Below are 13,798 nucleotides of genomic sequence, written 5' to 3'. Positions count from 1 at the left end.
GAACTTCCTTTTAGTGCGGATTCAGGCCCGGGTGACCCGGGCGGTGTTGCCTTCGATTGCGGCCAGGCGCACGCGCGCGCCGGCGGGGATGTCGCTGTCGGCGACGCAGGTCCATTCCTCGTTGCCGAGGATCGGCTTCTGGAAGCGCACGCGGCCTTTCTGGAACTGCGACACGGCGCTGGTCAGCAGGCCGACTTCGCCGATCACGCTGTCGGCGGTCCAGCGCACGTCCGGCTTCTTGCGCCGGAACACCTTGAACCAGAGGGCGGTGGTGATCGATGAGAGCACCACCCACAGCAGGCCCTGCATATCGAGTTGCAGGCCGGGAGCAAGCAGCGAAATGAACGACACCAGCACGGCACCGATGCCGAACCAGAGAATGAAGAAGGTGGGGAGCACCAGTTCCAGCAGGATCAGGGCCACGCCGAAGACGAGCCAGATCCACCATTGCATTTCCATATGGGTGGAGCCTTCCAGAAGAGGGAAGGTGATTGTAAGGCAGGATCAAGGCACTGGGCCATCTCGCGACGGTCAGCGTGGTGGTGTCACCCAGTCCTCCACACGCAGCCCGGGTACACGCTGGAACTCGCGTAGGTTATTGGTCACCAGGGTGAGGCCACGGGCGCGGGCGTGGCCGGCGATCATTCGGTCATAGGGGCCGATGGGAGTACCGGCCTTGGCCAGTTCCGCTCGCAGTTGCGCGGTATGAGCAGCGCCCTGGATGTCGTAATCGAGTACCTCGAGGCGTGCGGCGAATCCCTCGACAATGGCCAGATTACGCGCTGGCGTGGCTGACTTTTCCGCGCCATAGATCAACTCCATCAGGGTTACCGTGCTGATGGCCAGTTGGCCATGATGGCGGTTGAACGCCTCGCGCACCGTCTGTGGTTTGTTCTTGATGGTGAAAATGCAGATGTTGGTGTCGAGCATGTACCTGAGCATCAGAATCCTTCGCGCTCCTGGTCGGCCGGTTGCTCCCTGCTAGCCATGAAGTCCGCACTCACATCGTCACCCTCGAACCAACTGTCCCAGCTTTCGCCGGCGGGCGAGATGATGCGCGAACGCCCGACCGCGACGATGTCCACGCGAGTGACGTCTTCTGGGAGGGCGAGGGCTTTTGGCATGCGGATAGCCTGGCTGCGGTTGCTTTTGAAGACTGCACCTTGCTCCATGATGTGCCTCCTTGAAAGCGCAATTGTATGTCCGGAGTTTAATTCCCATGGTGTATATGTCAATGGGATATACGTTCTCGGCTCAGGTGTCGATCAGGCCGAGCGCATCCAGGATCAGCCCAGGATTCTCGAGCTCCCGATCCACATTCGGCAGCATCGGTCGCTTGAGCACCAGCACCGGTACCCCGCGTTCCCGCGCCACCTCCAGCTTCGGCTCGGTGGCCGTGCTGCCACTATTCTTGCTCACCAGCACGTCGATCCGCCGACGTTCGAACAGGGCACGCTCATCGTCGATGAGGAATGGTCCGCGCGCACCGATCACCTCACAGCGTTCATTGTCGGGACACGCTTCGAGGGCGCGCAGGGTCCAGAACTGGTGTGGGGGGATTTCGTCCAGATGTTGCAGGGGTTCGCGGCCAAGGGTGAACAAGGGGCGCTCGAACGGGGCCAGTGCCTCGATCAACCCGGCCCAGTCCTCGACTTCGCGCCAGTCATCGCCGGGCTGCGCCTGCCACGCCGGGCGGCGCAGGGCCCAGCAGGGAATGCCAGCGCTGCGTGCGGCGAGGGCGGCGTTGCGGCTGATCTGCGCGGCATAGGGATGGGTGGCGTCGATCAGCAGGTCGATGCCTTCGGCGCGCAGGTACTCGGCCAGGCCTTCGGCGCCGCCATAGCCGCCGACTCGCACCTGGCAGGTCAGGTCCTGGGGAATACGGCCGATGCCAGCGAGGCTGTAGACATGCTGCGGCCCCAACTGGCGAGCGATGGCCAGGGCCTCGGTGACACCGCCAAGCAGCAGGATCCGCCCGTTCATGCCACGCCCGCCTTGCCGACGATGCCGCCCTGGCGATCGATGGCGAACACTTCGACCTGCACCTGGGCAGGCACCACGCTGCGGGTGAAGAGCAGGGCGTGACGGCAGACCTCGTCGCCCAGGGCGATACCGGCGGCATGGGCCAGGGCCAGCGCTTGCTGGCTGGTGTTGGCGCTGACGATGGCCTGTTGCAGGGTGGTATCGGCGCCAATGGCCGCCGCCCAGCCCGCCAGCTGCGGCAGGTCGATGCTCGAATGGCGGCTGTGCAGGTCCATGTGCCCGGCCGCCAGCTTGCTGATCTTGCCGAAGCCACCGCATAGCGTGAGGCGCGGCACCGGCACCTTGCGCAGGTGCTTGAGCACGGCGCCGACGAAGTCGCCCATCTCGATCAGGGCGATCTCCGGCAGGTTGTAGACCCGGCGCATGGTGTCTTCGCTGGCGTTGCCGGTGCAGGCGGCGATGTGCGTATAGCCGTTGGTGTGAGCGACGTCGATGCCCTGGTGGATCGAGGCGATGTAGGCCGAGCAGGAAAACGGCCGGACGATGCCGCTGGTACCGAGGATCGACAGCCCGCCGAGGATGCCCAGGCGCGGGTTCATGGTCTTCAGCGCCAGCGACTCGCCGTCCTGGACATTGACCGTGACTTCGAAACCGCCGCCATAGCCGCATTCGCTGGCCAACTGTTGCAGGTGGTGGCCGATCATCCTGCGCGGTACCGGGTTGATCGCCGGCTCGCCGACGCCCAGTACCAGCCCCGGGCGGGTCACGGTCCCCACGCCTTGCCCGGCGACAAAGCGAATGCCGGGCTCGGCCAGCAGGCGCACCTGGCTGTAGAGCAGGGCGCCATGGGTGACATCGGGGTCGTCGCCGGCATCTTTCAGGGTGCCGGCTTCGGCGGTCTCGCCGTTGAGATGGCAGAACTCCAGGCGCATCTCCACCACCTTGCCCTTGGGCAGGGTGATGTGCACCGCGTCGTTGTGTTGCCCGGTCAGCAGCAGGCGCGCCGCCGCCAGGCTGGTGGCGGTGGCGCAGCTGCCGGTGGTCAGGCCGCTGCGCAGGGGCGCGGGCTGTTCGCGGGTTTCTTCACGCATCGACGGGTTTCACCACGTCGAGCAAAGTGATCGGCAGGGCCTGGCGCCAGGTGTCGAAACTGCCCAGCGGCTGGGTGTGGGCGATATGGATACGGGTCAGCTCGCCGCCATGCTGGTCGCGAAATTGCCCCAGGGCGACCTCGCTTTGCAGCGTGACAGCGTTGGCAACCAGGCGTCCGCCCGGCAGCAGGCGCTCCCAGCACAGGTCGAGCACGCCTTCGCGGGTGACGCCGCCGCCGATGAAGATCGCGTCCGGGCGTTCCAGCCCGGCCAATGCTTCGGGTGCTTTGCCGCGGATCAATTGCAGGCCGGGCACGCCGAGGGTGTCGCGGTTGTGTTCGATGTAGCCCTGGCGGCCTTCGTCCGCCTCGATCGCAAGGGTGCGGCAGCTGGGGTGGGCGCGCATCCATTCGATGCCGATGGAGCCGCAACCGGCGCCTACGTCCCACAGCAGTTCGCCTGGTTGCGGTGCCAGGCGGGCCAGGGTAATCGCTCGCACGTCGCGCTTGGTCAGCTGGCCGTCGTGACGGAAGGCGCTGTCAGGCAGGCCGGCCACGCGAGGCAGGCGTGGGGTATCAGGCGAGGCCTGGCATTCGATGGCGACCAGGTTGAGCGGGGCGATGCCGTTATGTGGCCAATCGTCGGCGGTGCCGCTCAGCGTTCGTTCCTGTGGGCCGCCGAGGTGTTCGAGCACCTGGAGACGGCTGGGGCCGAAGCCACGTTCGCGCAGCTGCGCGGCAATGGCCGCCGGGCTGCCTTCGTCGTTGCTCAGCACCAGCAGGCGCATGCCGCTGTACAGGTGGGCATTGAGCGCCGCCAGCGCGCGGGCGACCACCGAGACCACCTGCACGTCCTGCAGCGGCCAGCCCAGGCGGGCGGCGGCCAGGGCGCAGGAGGAGGGCATCGGCAGCACCTGCAGTTCCTCGGCGGGCAGCTGGCGCGCCAGGCTGGCGCCGACGCCGTAAAACATCGGGTCGCCGCTGGCCAATACGCATACCGGCTCACCGCGCAGGGCCAGGACCGGGGCCAGGGAGAAGGGGCTGGGCCAGTGCAGTTGCTCGGCGGTCACACAGCGCGGCAACAGGGCCAGCTGGCGCGGGGCACCGATGATGCGCGTGGCCGCTAGCAGGGCGCGCCGGGCCTGTTTGCCCAGGCCGCTGAAGCCGTCTTCGCCGATGCCTATTACTGTCAGCCAGGGGGCCATCTGTTCCTCATACCGTTTATTGATCGCGGGGCGTTCGACCACCGGTTTTTCATGCCGCCGGACAAAGCAGGCATAATACCGCGCCTTCTACACTGAAGCGCACTTTCACGATTGCCGGATGCCCCCTTGACGCCGCCCCTGCCCCCCGAAGTTTCGCCCCGTCCCTCGGCCTGCCCGGGGTTGTGGCGCATCGTCGCCGCGCGCGATGGCGGCATCTGCCGGATCAAGCTGCCCGGTGGCCTGCTGCTGGCCGACCAGGCCGATGCCGTGGCCGACGCCGCCGAGCGTTTTGCCGGAGGCGTGATCGAGGCGACCAACCGAGCCAATCTGCAGATTCGCGGCATCGGTGATGATCACCGGGGCCTGGTCGAGCATCTGCTGGCTGCCGGGCTCGGCCCGCGTGACGCGGCCGGTGATGATGTGCGCAACCTCATGGTCAGCCCATTGGCCGGGCTCGATCCGGCCATGGTGTTCGACACCCGACCGTTGGCCGGGCAGATTCTTGACCTGCTGGAAAGTACACCCAGGCTCCACAAGCTGTCGGCCAAGTTCGCCATGCAACTCGATGGCGGCGAAGCGCTGGCGATGCTCGAGCACGCCCATGATCTGTGGCTGTCCGCGATGCAACGCGAAGGACGGATCTGGTTGCGGTTCGGGCTCGCCAGCAGCCTGTCGAATAGCCAGGCGCTGGGCGCGGTGCCGGTGGAGCAGGGGCTGGCGTTGGTGCGCGCGGTGCTGGAGCGCTTCCTCGACCTGGCGACGCCCGAGCAGTCGCGCATGCGTCAATTGCTGCAGGTGTGCCCGGTGGAGCACTTCCTTGAAGGGCTGCCCCTGAAAATCGACACCTCATTGCTGGTTTTGCAGCGCCCGGCAACGACAAGTGCCTGGCTTGGCGTGCTGCCCCAGCGCCAGGGCGTGGCCCTTGGCGTCGCGCCACCCCTTGGTCGCCTGACCCCGGCCATGCTGCGCGGCGCCGCCCATGTCGTCCGCCAATGGGGCGATGGCAGCTTGCGCCTGACGCCTTGGCAAAGCCTGGTACTGACCAACCTGAACCCGGCCCATGTGGAGCCTGCCCGCGAACACCTTGCAGCCCTGGGCCTGCTGTGTCACAGCGAGCACCCGCTGGCGCGGGTCGTCGCCTGCACCGGCTCCAGCGGCTGCGCCAAGGGCCAGGCCGACACCAAGGCCGATGCCGTGACCCTGGCCGGCTTGCTGCACCACGGCGCCCCAGGCAGCGTGCACCTGTGCGCCTGCCCACGTTCCTGCGCCATGGCCCACACGGCCCCGGCCACCCTGCTGGCCCGCGCCCCGGGCCGCTATGACCTTTACTTGCGCGATGCGCGCCAGCCGGGCTTCGGCAGGCTGCGCGGCGCCGACCTCACCCCAGAAGAAGCAGGCGCCATGCTCGACCTGCCGACGGAGCACCTTGATGATTGACTACATCCGCGATGGTCAGGAGATCTATCGCAATTCCTTCCGCATCATCCGCGAGGAAGCCCGGCTCGAGCGGATCCCCGCCGATCTTGAAAAGCTCGCCGTGCGCGTGATCCATGCCTGCGGCATGGTCGAAGCCATCGATGGCCTGCAGTTCTCCGAAGGCGCCGGCAGTGCCGGCCGCGAGGCCCTGGCCAAGGGCGCGCCGATCCTCTGCGACGCGCACATGGTCGCCGAAGGCATCACCCGCGCCCGTCTGCCGGCCAACAACCCGGTGATCTGCACCCTGCGTGACCCGAGCGTGCCGGACCTGGCCAAGGCCGAAGGCAACACCCGTTCCGCCGTGGCCCTGGAGCTGTGGCGCCCGCATCTGGAAGGCAGCGTGGTGGTGATCGGCAACGCGCCGACCGCGCTGTTCTACCTGCTGGAAATGCTCGATGCCGGCGCACCGAAACCGGCGTTGATCCTCGGCTTCCCGGTCGGCTTCGTCGGCGCCGCCGAATCCAAGGCCATGCTTGCTGCCGACAGCCGCGGCGTGCCGTTCGTGATCATGCAGGGCCGCCTGGGCGGCAGCGCGATGGCCGCCGCGGCAGTCAACGCCCTGGCCACGGAGGTGGAATGATGCAGGCACGCGGACGACTGCTGGGCCTGGGCGTGGGCCCGGGCGACCCCGAGCTGATCACGGTCAAGGCCTTGCGCCTGCTGCGCGAGGCGCCGGTGGTGGCGTACTTCGTCGCCAAGGGCAAGCGCGGCAACGCCTTCGGCATCATCGAGGCGCACCTGCAAGCCGAACAGACCCTGTTGCCCCTGGTGTACCCGGTGACCACCGAGGCGCTGCCGGCACCACTGTCCTATGAACAGGTGATCAGCGACTTCTACGACGAAGCCAGCGTGCAGGTGGCCGAACACCTGGATGCCGGCCGTGACGTGGCGGTGATCTGTGAGGGCGACCCGTTCTTCTACGGCTCCTACATGTATCTGCATGATCGCCTGGCCTCGCGCTATGAGGCCCAGGTGATCCCGGGCGTGTGCTCGATGCTCGGCGGCGCCTCGGTGCTCGGAGCGCCGCTGGTGTATCGCAACCAGACCCTCACCGTGCTTTCCGGTGTGTTGCCCCATGAGGAACTCAAGCGCCGTCTGGCCGATGCCGACGCCGCAGTGATCATGAAACTGGGACGCAACTTCCCCAAGGTGCGCCAGGTGCTCGCCGAACTGGGCATGGATAGCCGTGCGCTGTACGTGGAACGGGCGACGATGGCCAACCAGAAGATCGTCGCGCTGGACGAGGTCGACCCACAGTCCTCGCCATACTTCTCGCTGATCATCGTGCCGGGTGAGAAATGGCAGGGATGAACAAGGCTCCGGCAATCGTCATTCTCGGCCCGGGCAGCCTGGCCACCGCGCGGCGTATCCAGGCCTGTTATCCACAGGCGCTGATCCATGGCCTGGAAGGGCGCGTGGAAGGGGCCGACGTATACTACGCACTATTTGGCGACACCCTGCGTGCGCTGTACCAGCAGGACACGCCGATCATCGCCCTGTGCGCGGCGGGTATCGTCATTCGCACCCTGGCGCCGCTGTTGAGCGAAAAAGGCGTCGAGCCACCGGTACTGGTGGTGGCCGAGGACGGCAGCGCCGTGGTGCCGCTGCTCGGTGGCCTGGGTGGGGTCAATATCATGGCCCGAGAGATCGGTGAGGCGCTGGGTGTGAGCGCGGCGATCACCACCAGTGGCGAACTGCGCTTCGGCACCTGCCTGCTCAACCCGCCCGAGGGTTACGCGCTGGCGGACCTGGAGCAGGGCAAGCGCTTCGTCTCCGACCTGCTGGCGGGCGAGGCGGTGCGTGTCGAAGGCGACGCGCCGTGGCTCGAACACGTTCAGCTGCCCGCCAGTGACGAGGCGCAGCGCACTATCCACGTGAGCAGCGCACTGCGTCCGGCCAGCCGTGACGAACTGCTGATCCATGCGCGTTGCGTGGTGGTGGCAGTCACGGCCGGTAGCGCCGACCTGGCGCACCAGGTACGCGAGGAACTGCTGCGGGCGAACATCGCCGAGCCCGCGCTGGCCTGCCTGCTGGCGAGCGAAGCCGAGATGGCGGAGCCGGCCCTGCACGAAGCTGCACGGGCACTGAATGTTGCCCTGCGCTTCGCCCCGGCTGCCGAAAGCCTGGAGCGAATGCTGGCTGATGCAGTGCCGCAAGCGCGTGTAGGTTCGTCGGCGGGGCTCGCCCACGGTGTTTGCGCAGCACCTGTCGACATCGACCGCGTTGGCCGTCGCCGTGGTCGCCTGGCCGTGATCGGCCTGGGCCCTGGTGCCGCCGAGCTGATGGTGCCGGCGGTCAAGGCGGAGCTGGCGCGTGCGCAGGATGTGCTGGGTTACGAAACCTACGTGCGCATGGCCGGCCCCTTCCGCGACGATCAGGTGCTGCACTGCACCGACAATCGCGAAGAGATGCAGCGTGCTCGGCATGCCTTCGAGCTGGCGGCGCAAGGGCGTGCGGTGGTGGTAGTGTCGTCGGGCGATCCGGGCGTGTTCGCCATGGCCGCCGCGGTGCTCGAAGCGCTCCACGAGTCCAGTGACCCGGCCTGGCAACGCGTCGAGCTGGAGATCCTGCCCGGCGTCTCGGCCTCGCTGGCTACCGCCGCCCAGGCGGGGGCGCCACTGGGCCACGATTTTTGCGTGATGTCGCTGTCGGACAACCTCAAACCCTGGTCGATCATCGAGAAGCGCCTCGACCTGGCGGCCCAGGCGGATCTGGTGCTGGCGTTCTACAACCCGATCTCCAAGGCCCGCCCTCATCAGCTGGGTATGGCGCTGGAGGTGGTACGCCGCCATCGCGGTGCAGGCACCCCCGTGGTGCTGGGCCGTGATATCGGCCGGCCAGGGCAGACCCTGCGCGTGGTGACCTTGGGCGAGCTGCTGCCGGAGATGGTCGACATGCGCACCATGGTGCTGGTCGGCTCCTCGACCACCTGCACCTTCCCCCGTGCCGATGGCGGCCAGTGGGTGTACACGCCGCGCTGGTACCCCGCCAAGCCCTGAGCGGAGCCGGGGTCAGGGCAGCAGGTAGCCCTTGATCCCGGTGAAGATGATCTGCGCCGCCAAGGCGCAGACGAACAGCCCCATCAGGCGGCTGACGATCTGCAGGCCCTGGTCGCCGAGAATCCGTTCGATACGGTGCGAGAGGTACAGCACCAGGCCCACGGTGAAGCTGGCCAGGGCGATGCTGACGATGGCCAGCAGCTTGTCGTCCCAGTGCGGTTGGCCCACGCCCATCACCAGCAACGCACCGATGGTGCCGGGGCCGACGGTGAGCGGAATGGTCAGCGGCACGATGGTCACGTCCTGCTGCACGTTGTCGGTCTGCACCGCCGACTTGCCCTGGGCCATGCCCAGCGCCGAGATGAACAGCACCGAGCCTGCGCCGATGCGGAAGGCGTCGGCGGTGATGCCGAATACCCCGAAGATCACCCGCCCGAACAGGTACAGCAGCACGCTGGCGACCAGCGTGGCAATGGCTACCCGCCAGGCCAGTTGCTTGCGTTCCTTGCTGGAGTGGCCGCGGGTCAGGCCGATGAAACATGAGAGCACGAAGAACGGGCTGTAGAGCACGAGCATTTTCAGGTAAACGCTGAACAACTCATGGAGCATGGCGCTGGGTCCGCGGCGGGAATGGGTGGCACCTGTATAGCACGGAACCTGTAGCAGCGGCTTCAGCCGCGATCAGCCGCGAAGCGGGTGCCAGATTCTGTGGTGGCTGCCTCGCGGCTGAGGTAGCGCCTACAGGATCTGCGTGGTGTCGTCGGACACCGCCTGCCGCTGCCCCGCCCAGAACTGCACCAGCTCGCGCAACTGCGACAGCTCCACCGGCTTGGCCATGTGCCCGTCCATGCCGGCCAGGCGCGCGCGTTCCTTGTGTTCGTTGAGGATGTGCGCGGTCAATGCCACCACCGGGGTACGCGGGCGCTGGTTGGCGCTTTCCCAGGCGCGCAGCTGCTGGGTGGCGGAGAAACCATCGAGCACCGGCATCTCGCAGTCCATCAGCACCAGGTCGTAGTGCTTGGCCTTCATCGCCTGCAAGGCCTCTTCACCATTGCTGGCGGTATCGGGTTCGAGGTTGAGCTTGCCGAGCATGCCGCGGATGACCTTGGTCGAGATGCTGTTGTCCTCGGCCACCAGGATGCGGAAGTCGCCGGGCAGGTCCAGCGGCACCGGGGTGCCGACCGGCAGCGGCGGCGCGGCCTGCTCGCGACCGCGCAGGGCGAGCTCCTCGGCCAGGGTGGTCTTGAGCGTGTAGCCGGCCACCGGCTTGGCGAGGATGCGCTTGACCCCGGCGTTGCGGGCGATGATCTTGCTCGGCGCATTGCTGATGCCGGTGAGCATGACCACCAGGATATCGTGGTTCAGGCTCGGGTCTTCCTTGATCTTGGCCGCCAACTGCATGCCGGTCATGCCGGGCATGTTCTGGTCGAGCAGCACCGCGTCGAAATAATCGCGCAGGTGCGCCTTGGTGCGCAGCAAGGCCAGCGCCTCCTTGCCCGACGGCACCGCGCTGACGTTCATGCCCCAGGCGCTGCATTGCTGCACCAGCACCTTGCGGCAGGTGTCGTTGTCGTCCACCACCAGTACCCGGGCATCGCGCAGCGGGCCGTCGAGGTCGGTGGGCGGCTGCTCCAGGCGCAGCGGGTCGAGCGGCAGGGTCAGCCACAGGGTGTTGCCCATGCTGGTGCTGGTCTTTATGCCGAACTCGCCCTGCATCAGGCCGATCAGTTGCTTGGCGATCACCAGGCCAAGGTGGCCACCGAGTTTGTTGCTGGAGAGGAAGTGGCGACTGTGCAGCTCGGCCTGCAGCAAGGCGTCACGCTCGGCCGGCGGCATGGGCTCGCCGCTGTCCTGCACGGCGATGCGCAGGCGTGGGCTGTCGCCGCGCTGGTCGAGGGCCACCACCAGCAGGATCTCGCCCTGGCTGGTGTTCTTCAGGGCGTTGTCCAGCAGACTCGACAAGGCCTGGCGCAGGCGTGTCGGATCGCCGCTGACGACCCGGGGCACCTGGGGCTGGGTGAAACTGATCAGCTCGATGTTCTGCTGTTCGGCCTTGGCCCGGAAGATGTTCAGGCAGTCCTCGATCAGGGCATTGAGGTCGAACTGCACGTCGTCCAGCTCGATCTGCCGCGACTCGAGCTTGGAGATGTCGAGGATTTCGTTGATCAGGGTGAGCAGTTCGTTGCCGGCGCTGTGGATGGTCTGCACATAGTCGCGCTGCTTGACCGACAGCGGCGTGCCCAGCAGCAACTCGGTCATGCCCAGCACGCCGTTCATGGGGGTGCGGATCTCATGGCTGATCTTGGCCAGGAACTCGGCCTTGGCGTTGATCTCGGCATCGCTGGCGGCCAGGGCGCGGCTGGCGCGAAAGCGCTCCTCGCTGATCCGGCGCAGGCGCTCGCTGACCGCGAGGTTGAGCAGCAGGCCGCTGACCACGGTCAGCGCCATGAGGATGCACAGCAACCAAGGCGTGGAGGTGCGGGTGAGGCCCAGCAGGGCCGGCAACAGCACCAGGCCGCCGAGGTTGAACACCAGCATCGCCACGGCGAACAGGCGCGCCGGGCCGTAGCCCTTGTACCAGTGATAGCCGCTGACCAGCAGCATGCTCACGCTGCCCAGGGCGAGCAAAGCGTAGGTCATCAGGTTCAGCGGCAGGGTGTCGACGAACAGCAGTACCAGGCCGCTGACGGCGGCCACCAGCATCTCCAGGTGCAGCAGGCGATTGAGCCGCGCCGAACTGCAGGGGGAGAAGAAGTGCAGGGTGAAATACAACCCGGCCAGGCCTGCCAGCACCAGCGTCAGGTAGGCCGCCGGGGTCTGCGCGCTGTGCCACAGGTGCCACCAGGGCCCGCTGAGGTTTAGCAGGATCAGCGCGCTGAGCAACATCAGGCCGTGGTACAGCGCCAGCACCAGCGTGGTACTGGAACGCGTGTAGGCAAAACGGATCAGGTTGTGCAGGATCAGCATCACCAGGCCACCGAACAACAGGCCGAACAGCAACGACTGGCGCTGGTCGGCGGCAGCGTGGGCGGTGGTCTCGACAGTGATGGCCGGGCGCAGCTGGTGTTCGGAAACCAGCCGCAGGTAGATATCCAGCGGTTGGTTGCTGTGCGGTAGTGGCAGCACGTGGTCCCTGCCGCGCAGGGTGGGGCTGAGGCCGTCGCCCTGCCGGCCATGGTGCAACTGGCGCAGCAGTTTGCCGCCTTCCAGCGCGTAGAGGTCCAGGCGTGACAGGTCGGGGGCGAAAATGCGTACCAGTTGTTCCTGGTCGCTCGGATCCAGACGGTAGTGCAACCACAGGGCCTGGTCGGGGAGGGCGGCATCCAGTTCTTCGAGGGCCAATGGGCTGAACTGGTTGCGGTAGCGTTCGGAGCGCACGTCGGACAGCTGCAGGTTGGCCTGTTCATCGAGCAGCGCCGACCAGCCCGCGGCCTGTTCGGCGTGTGCCGGGAGCAGGCAGAGCAGGGTCAGCAGGCTGACGATCAGGGCTATGGCAATCCGAAGCCGACGCACGACGAAATCCCTTCTTAGCTAATGTGCCGGATAACCACTATGCGCGGCGCGCCAAGGCGAAGGCAAGGCCCCGGCGGGGCCTTGACGACGAGCCGAAGGCCGTGCGCCGGGAGCGCCACGACCGTTGGCTGCACTTTTACTGCTGCTCACCGCGCTCGCGGGCGATGGCCCGGTAGCCGATGTCGTTGCGGTAGAAGCTGGCGTCCCACTTGACCTGCTCGGCCAGGCGGTAGGCCTGCTGCTGGGCGGCTTCGACGGTGTCGCCCATGGCGGTGGCGCACAGTACGCGGCCACCGGCGGTGACCACCTGGCCGTCCTTCAGTGCGGTGCCGGCGTGGAACACCTTGCCTTGCAGCTTGGCGGCGGCGTCCAGGCCGCTGATCACGGCGCCCTTGGCGTAGTCGCCCGGGTAACCACCGGCGGCCAGCACCACGCCCAGGCTCGGGCGCGGGTCCCATTGCGCTTCGACCTTGTCCAGGGCCTTGGCAAAGGCGGCTTCGATCAGCAGCACCAGGCTCGACTCCAGGCGCAGCATGACCGGCTGGGTTTCCGGGTCGCCGAAGCGGCAGTTGAACTCGATGACCTTGGGGTTGCCCGCCTTGTCGATCATCAGGCCGGCATACAGGAAGCCGGTGTAGACGTTGCCTTCCTCGGCCATGCCGCGCACGGTTGGCCAGATCACCTGGTCCATCACGCGCTGGTGCACGTCGGCGGTGACCACTGGCGCTGGGGAGTAGGCACCCATGCCGCCGGTGTTCGGGCCGGTGTCCTGGTTGCCGACACGCTTGTGATCCTGGCTGGTGGCCATTGGCAGCACGTTGTGGCCATCGACCATGACGATGAAGCTGGCTTCCTCGCCGTCGAGGAACTCTTCGATCACCACGCGCGAACCGGCTTCACCGAAGGCGTTGCCGGCAAGCATGTCGCGCACGGCGTCTTCGGCTTCCTGCAGGGTCATGGCGACGATTACGCCTTTACCGGCGGCCAGGCCGTCGGCCTTGATCACGATCGGCGCGCCTTTCTCACGCAGGTAGGCCAGGGCCGGCTCGATCTCAGTGAAGTTCTGGTAGTCGGCAGTCGGGATCTTGTGGCGGGCCAGGAAGTCCTTGGTGAAGGCCTTGGAGCCTTCCAGCTGGGCCGCGCCCTTGGTCGGGCCGAAGCAGTCCAGGCCACGGCTGCGGAACAGGTCCACGACACCGATGACCAGCGGCGCTTCCGGGCCGACGATGGTCAGGTCGACGTTCTTCTCGGCGAAGTCGGCCAGTTGCTCCAGGGCAGTGACGTCAATGGCGACGTTCTCGCACTTGGCTTCGCTGGCGGTGCCGGCGTTACCCGGCGCCACGAAGATTTTCTCGACCCGTGGGTCCTGGGCGACTTTCCAGGCCAGGGCGTGTTCACGACCGCCGCTGCCGATGATCAAAACTTTCATGTCAAAACCTCGAAATCTGTCGAACGAGAGGCAGCGCCCCTCGCTGTACGAGGTCGCACTGAAACAGGTAGATGCAAGGCGGGGACGGTTCCGATGAGCGCAG

13 protein-coding genes are annotated in these 13,798 nt (G+C 66.8%); 4 read left to right on the top strand and 9 right to left on the bottom strand.

Annotated elements, in window-relative coordinates:
• Positions 1-21: 21 nt before the first annotated feature.
• The 6 genes from ACZ9C1_RS15550 to cbiE all read right to left on the bottom strand — a co-directional run bounded on the left by ACZ9C1_RS15550 (position 22) and on the right by cbiE (position 4,278).
• The gene (locus ACZ9C1_RS15550; RefSeq protein WP_110701776.1) at positions 22-459 is read right to left on the bottom strand and encodes an NfeD family protein; all 438 of its coding nucleotides are present in this window, start codon (positions 457-459) and stop codon (positions 22-24) included.
• A gap of 72 nt (positions 460-531) precedes the next feature.
• Positions 532-942, bottom strand: coding sequence for a type II toxin-antitoxin system tRNA(fMet)-specific endonuclease VapC (vapC, locus tag ACZ9C1_RS15545; RefSeq protein WP_277502156.1), 411 nt, complete (start codon positions 940-942; stop codon positions 532-534).
• Positions 942-1,172 (bottom strand): type II toxin-antitoxin system VapB family antitoxin, encoded by a 231-nt coding sequence (gene vapB / locus ACZ9C1_RS15540; RefSeq protein WP_011535889.1) that lies wholly within the window; start codon positions 1,170-1,172, stop codon positions 942-944. Before vapB ends, vapC begins: the two co-directional genes overlap by 1 nt.
• Positions 1,173-1,254: 82 nt before the next feature.
• Positions 1,255-1,983: a cobalt-precorrin-6A reductase gene (locus ACZ9C1_RS15535; protein ID WP_476254161.1), complete on the bottom strand. Its 729-nt coding sequence runs from the start codon at positions 1,981-1,983 to the stop codon at positions 1,255-1,257.
• Positions 1,980-3,074: a cobalt-precorrin-5B (C(1))-methyltransferase gene (locus tag ACZ9C1_RS15530; protein WP_102683980.1), complete on the bottom strand. Its 1,095-nt coding sequence runs from the start codon at positions 3,072-3,074 to the stop codon at positions 1,980-1,982. The genes ACZ9C1_RS15535 and ACZ9C1_RS15530 overlap by 4 nt, the downstream gene beginning before the upstream one ends.
• Complete coding sequence (gene cbiE / locus ACZ9C1_RS15525; protein ID WP_476254160.1) at positions 3,067-4,278, bottom strand: precorrin-6y C5,15-methyltransferase (decarboxylating) subunit CbiE; 1,212 nt, start codon at positions 4,276-4,278, stop codon at positions 3,067-3,069. Before cbiE ends, ACZ9C1_RS15530 begins: the two co-directional genes overlap by 8 nt.
• Positions 4,279-4,389: 111 nt before the next feature.
• Between cbiE and cobG the strand changes: the two genes are divergently transcribed.
• The 4 genes from cobG to cobJ are packed head-to-tail and all read left to right on the top strand — an operon-like array spanning position 4,390 to position 8,753.
• A complete protein-coding gene (cobG, locus tag ACZ9C1_RS15520; protein ID WP_476254159.1) occupies positions 4,390-5,715 on the top strand; it encodes a precorrin-3B synthase in 1,326 nt (441 codons plus the stop codon).
• Positions 5,708-6,334 carry a precorrin-8X methylmutase gene (locus ACZ9C1_RS15515; RefSeq protein WP_046854044.1) on the top strand — a complete coding sequence of 209 codons (627 nt, stop codon included), beginning with the start codon at positions 5,708-5,710 and terminating at the stop codon, positions 6,332-6,334. Before cobG ends, ACZ9C1_RS15515 begins: the two co-directional genes overlap by 8 nt.
• Positions 6,331-7,065: a precorrin-2 C(20)-methyltransferase gene (locus ACZ9C1_RS15510; protein WP_102683173.1), complete on the top strand. Its 735-nt coding sequence runs from the start codon at positions 6,331-6,333 to the stop codon at positions 7,063-7,065. The genes ACZ9C1_RS15515 and ACZ9C1_RS15510 overlap by 4 nt, the downstream gene beginning before the upstream one ends.
• Complete coding sequence (cobJ, locus tag ACZ9C1_RS15505; RefSeq protein WP_476254158.1) at positions 7,053-8,753, top strand: precorrin-3B C(17)-methyltransferase; 1,701 nt, start codon at positions 7,053-7,055, stop codon at positions 8,751-8,753. Before ACZ9C1_RS15510 ends, cobJ begins: the two co-directional genes overlap by 13 nt.
• Positions 8,754-8,765: 12 nt before the next feature.
• Here cobJ and ACZ9C1_RS15500 read toward each other — a convergent pair whose 3' ends face one another.
• From ACZ9C1_RS15500 to purD, 3 genes are all read right to left on the bottom strand, one after another.
• Positions 8,766-9,362 (bottom strand): MarC family protein, encoded by a 597-nt coding sequence (locus tag ACZ9C1_RS15500; RefSeq protein ID WP_023633040.1) that lies wholly within the window; start codon positions 9,360-9,362, stop codon positions 8,766-8,768.
• A gap of 129 nt (positions 9,363-9,491) precedes the next feature.
• On the bottom strand, positions 9,492-12,266 hold the full coding sequence (locus tag ACZ9C1_RS15495; protein ID WP_476254157.1) for a hybrid sensor histidine kinase/response regulator: 2,775 nt from the start codon (positions 12,264-12,266) through the stop codon (positions 9,492-9,494).
• Between the two features lie 136 nt (positions 12,267-12,402).
• A complete protein-coding gene (gene purD, locus ACZ9C1_RS15490; RefSeq protein ID WP_046854049.1) occupies positions 12,403-13,695 on the bottom strand; it encodes a phosphoribosylamine--glycine ligase in 1,293 nt (430 codons plus the stop codon).
• Positions 13,696-13,798 lie beyond the last annotated feature (103 nt).

This window comes from Pseudomonas sp. TE21435 (assembly GCF_056279265.1).
The sequence above is the reverse complement of the archived record's forward strand: the minus strand, read 5'-3'. Positions and strand labels throughout refer to the sequence as shown.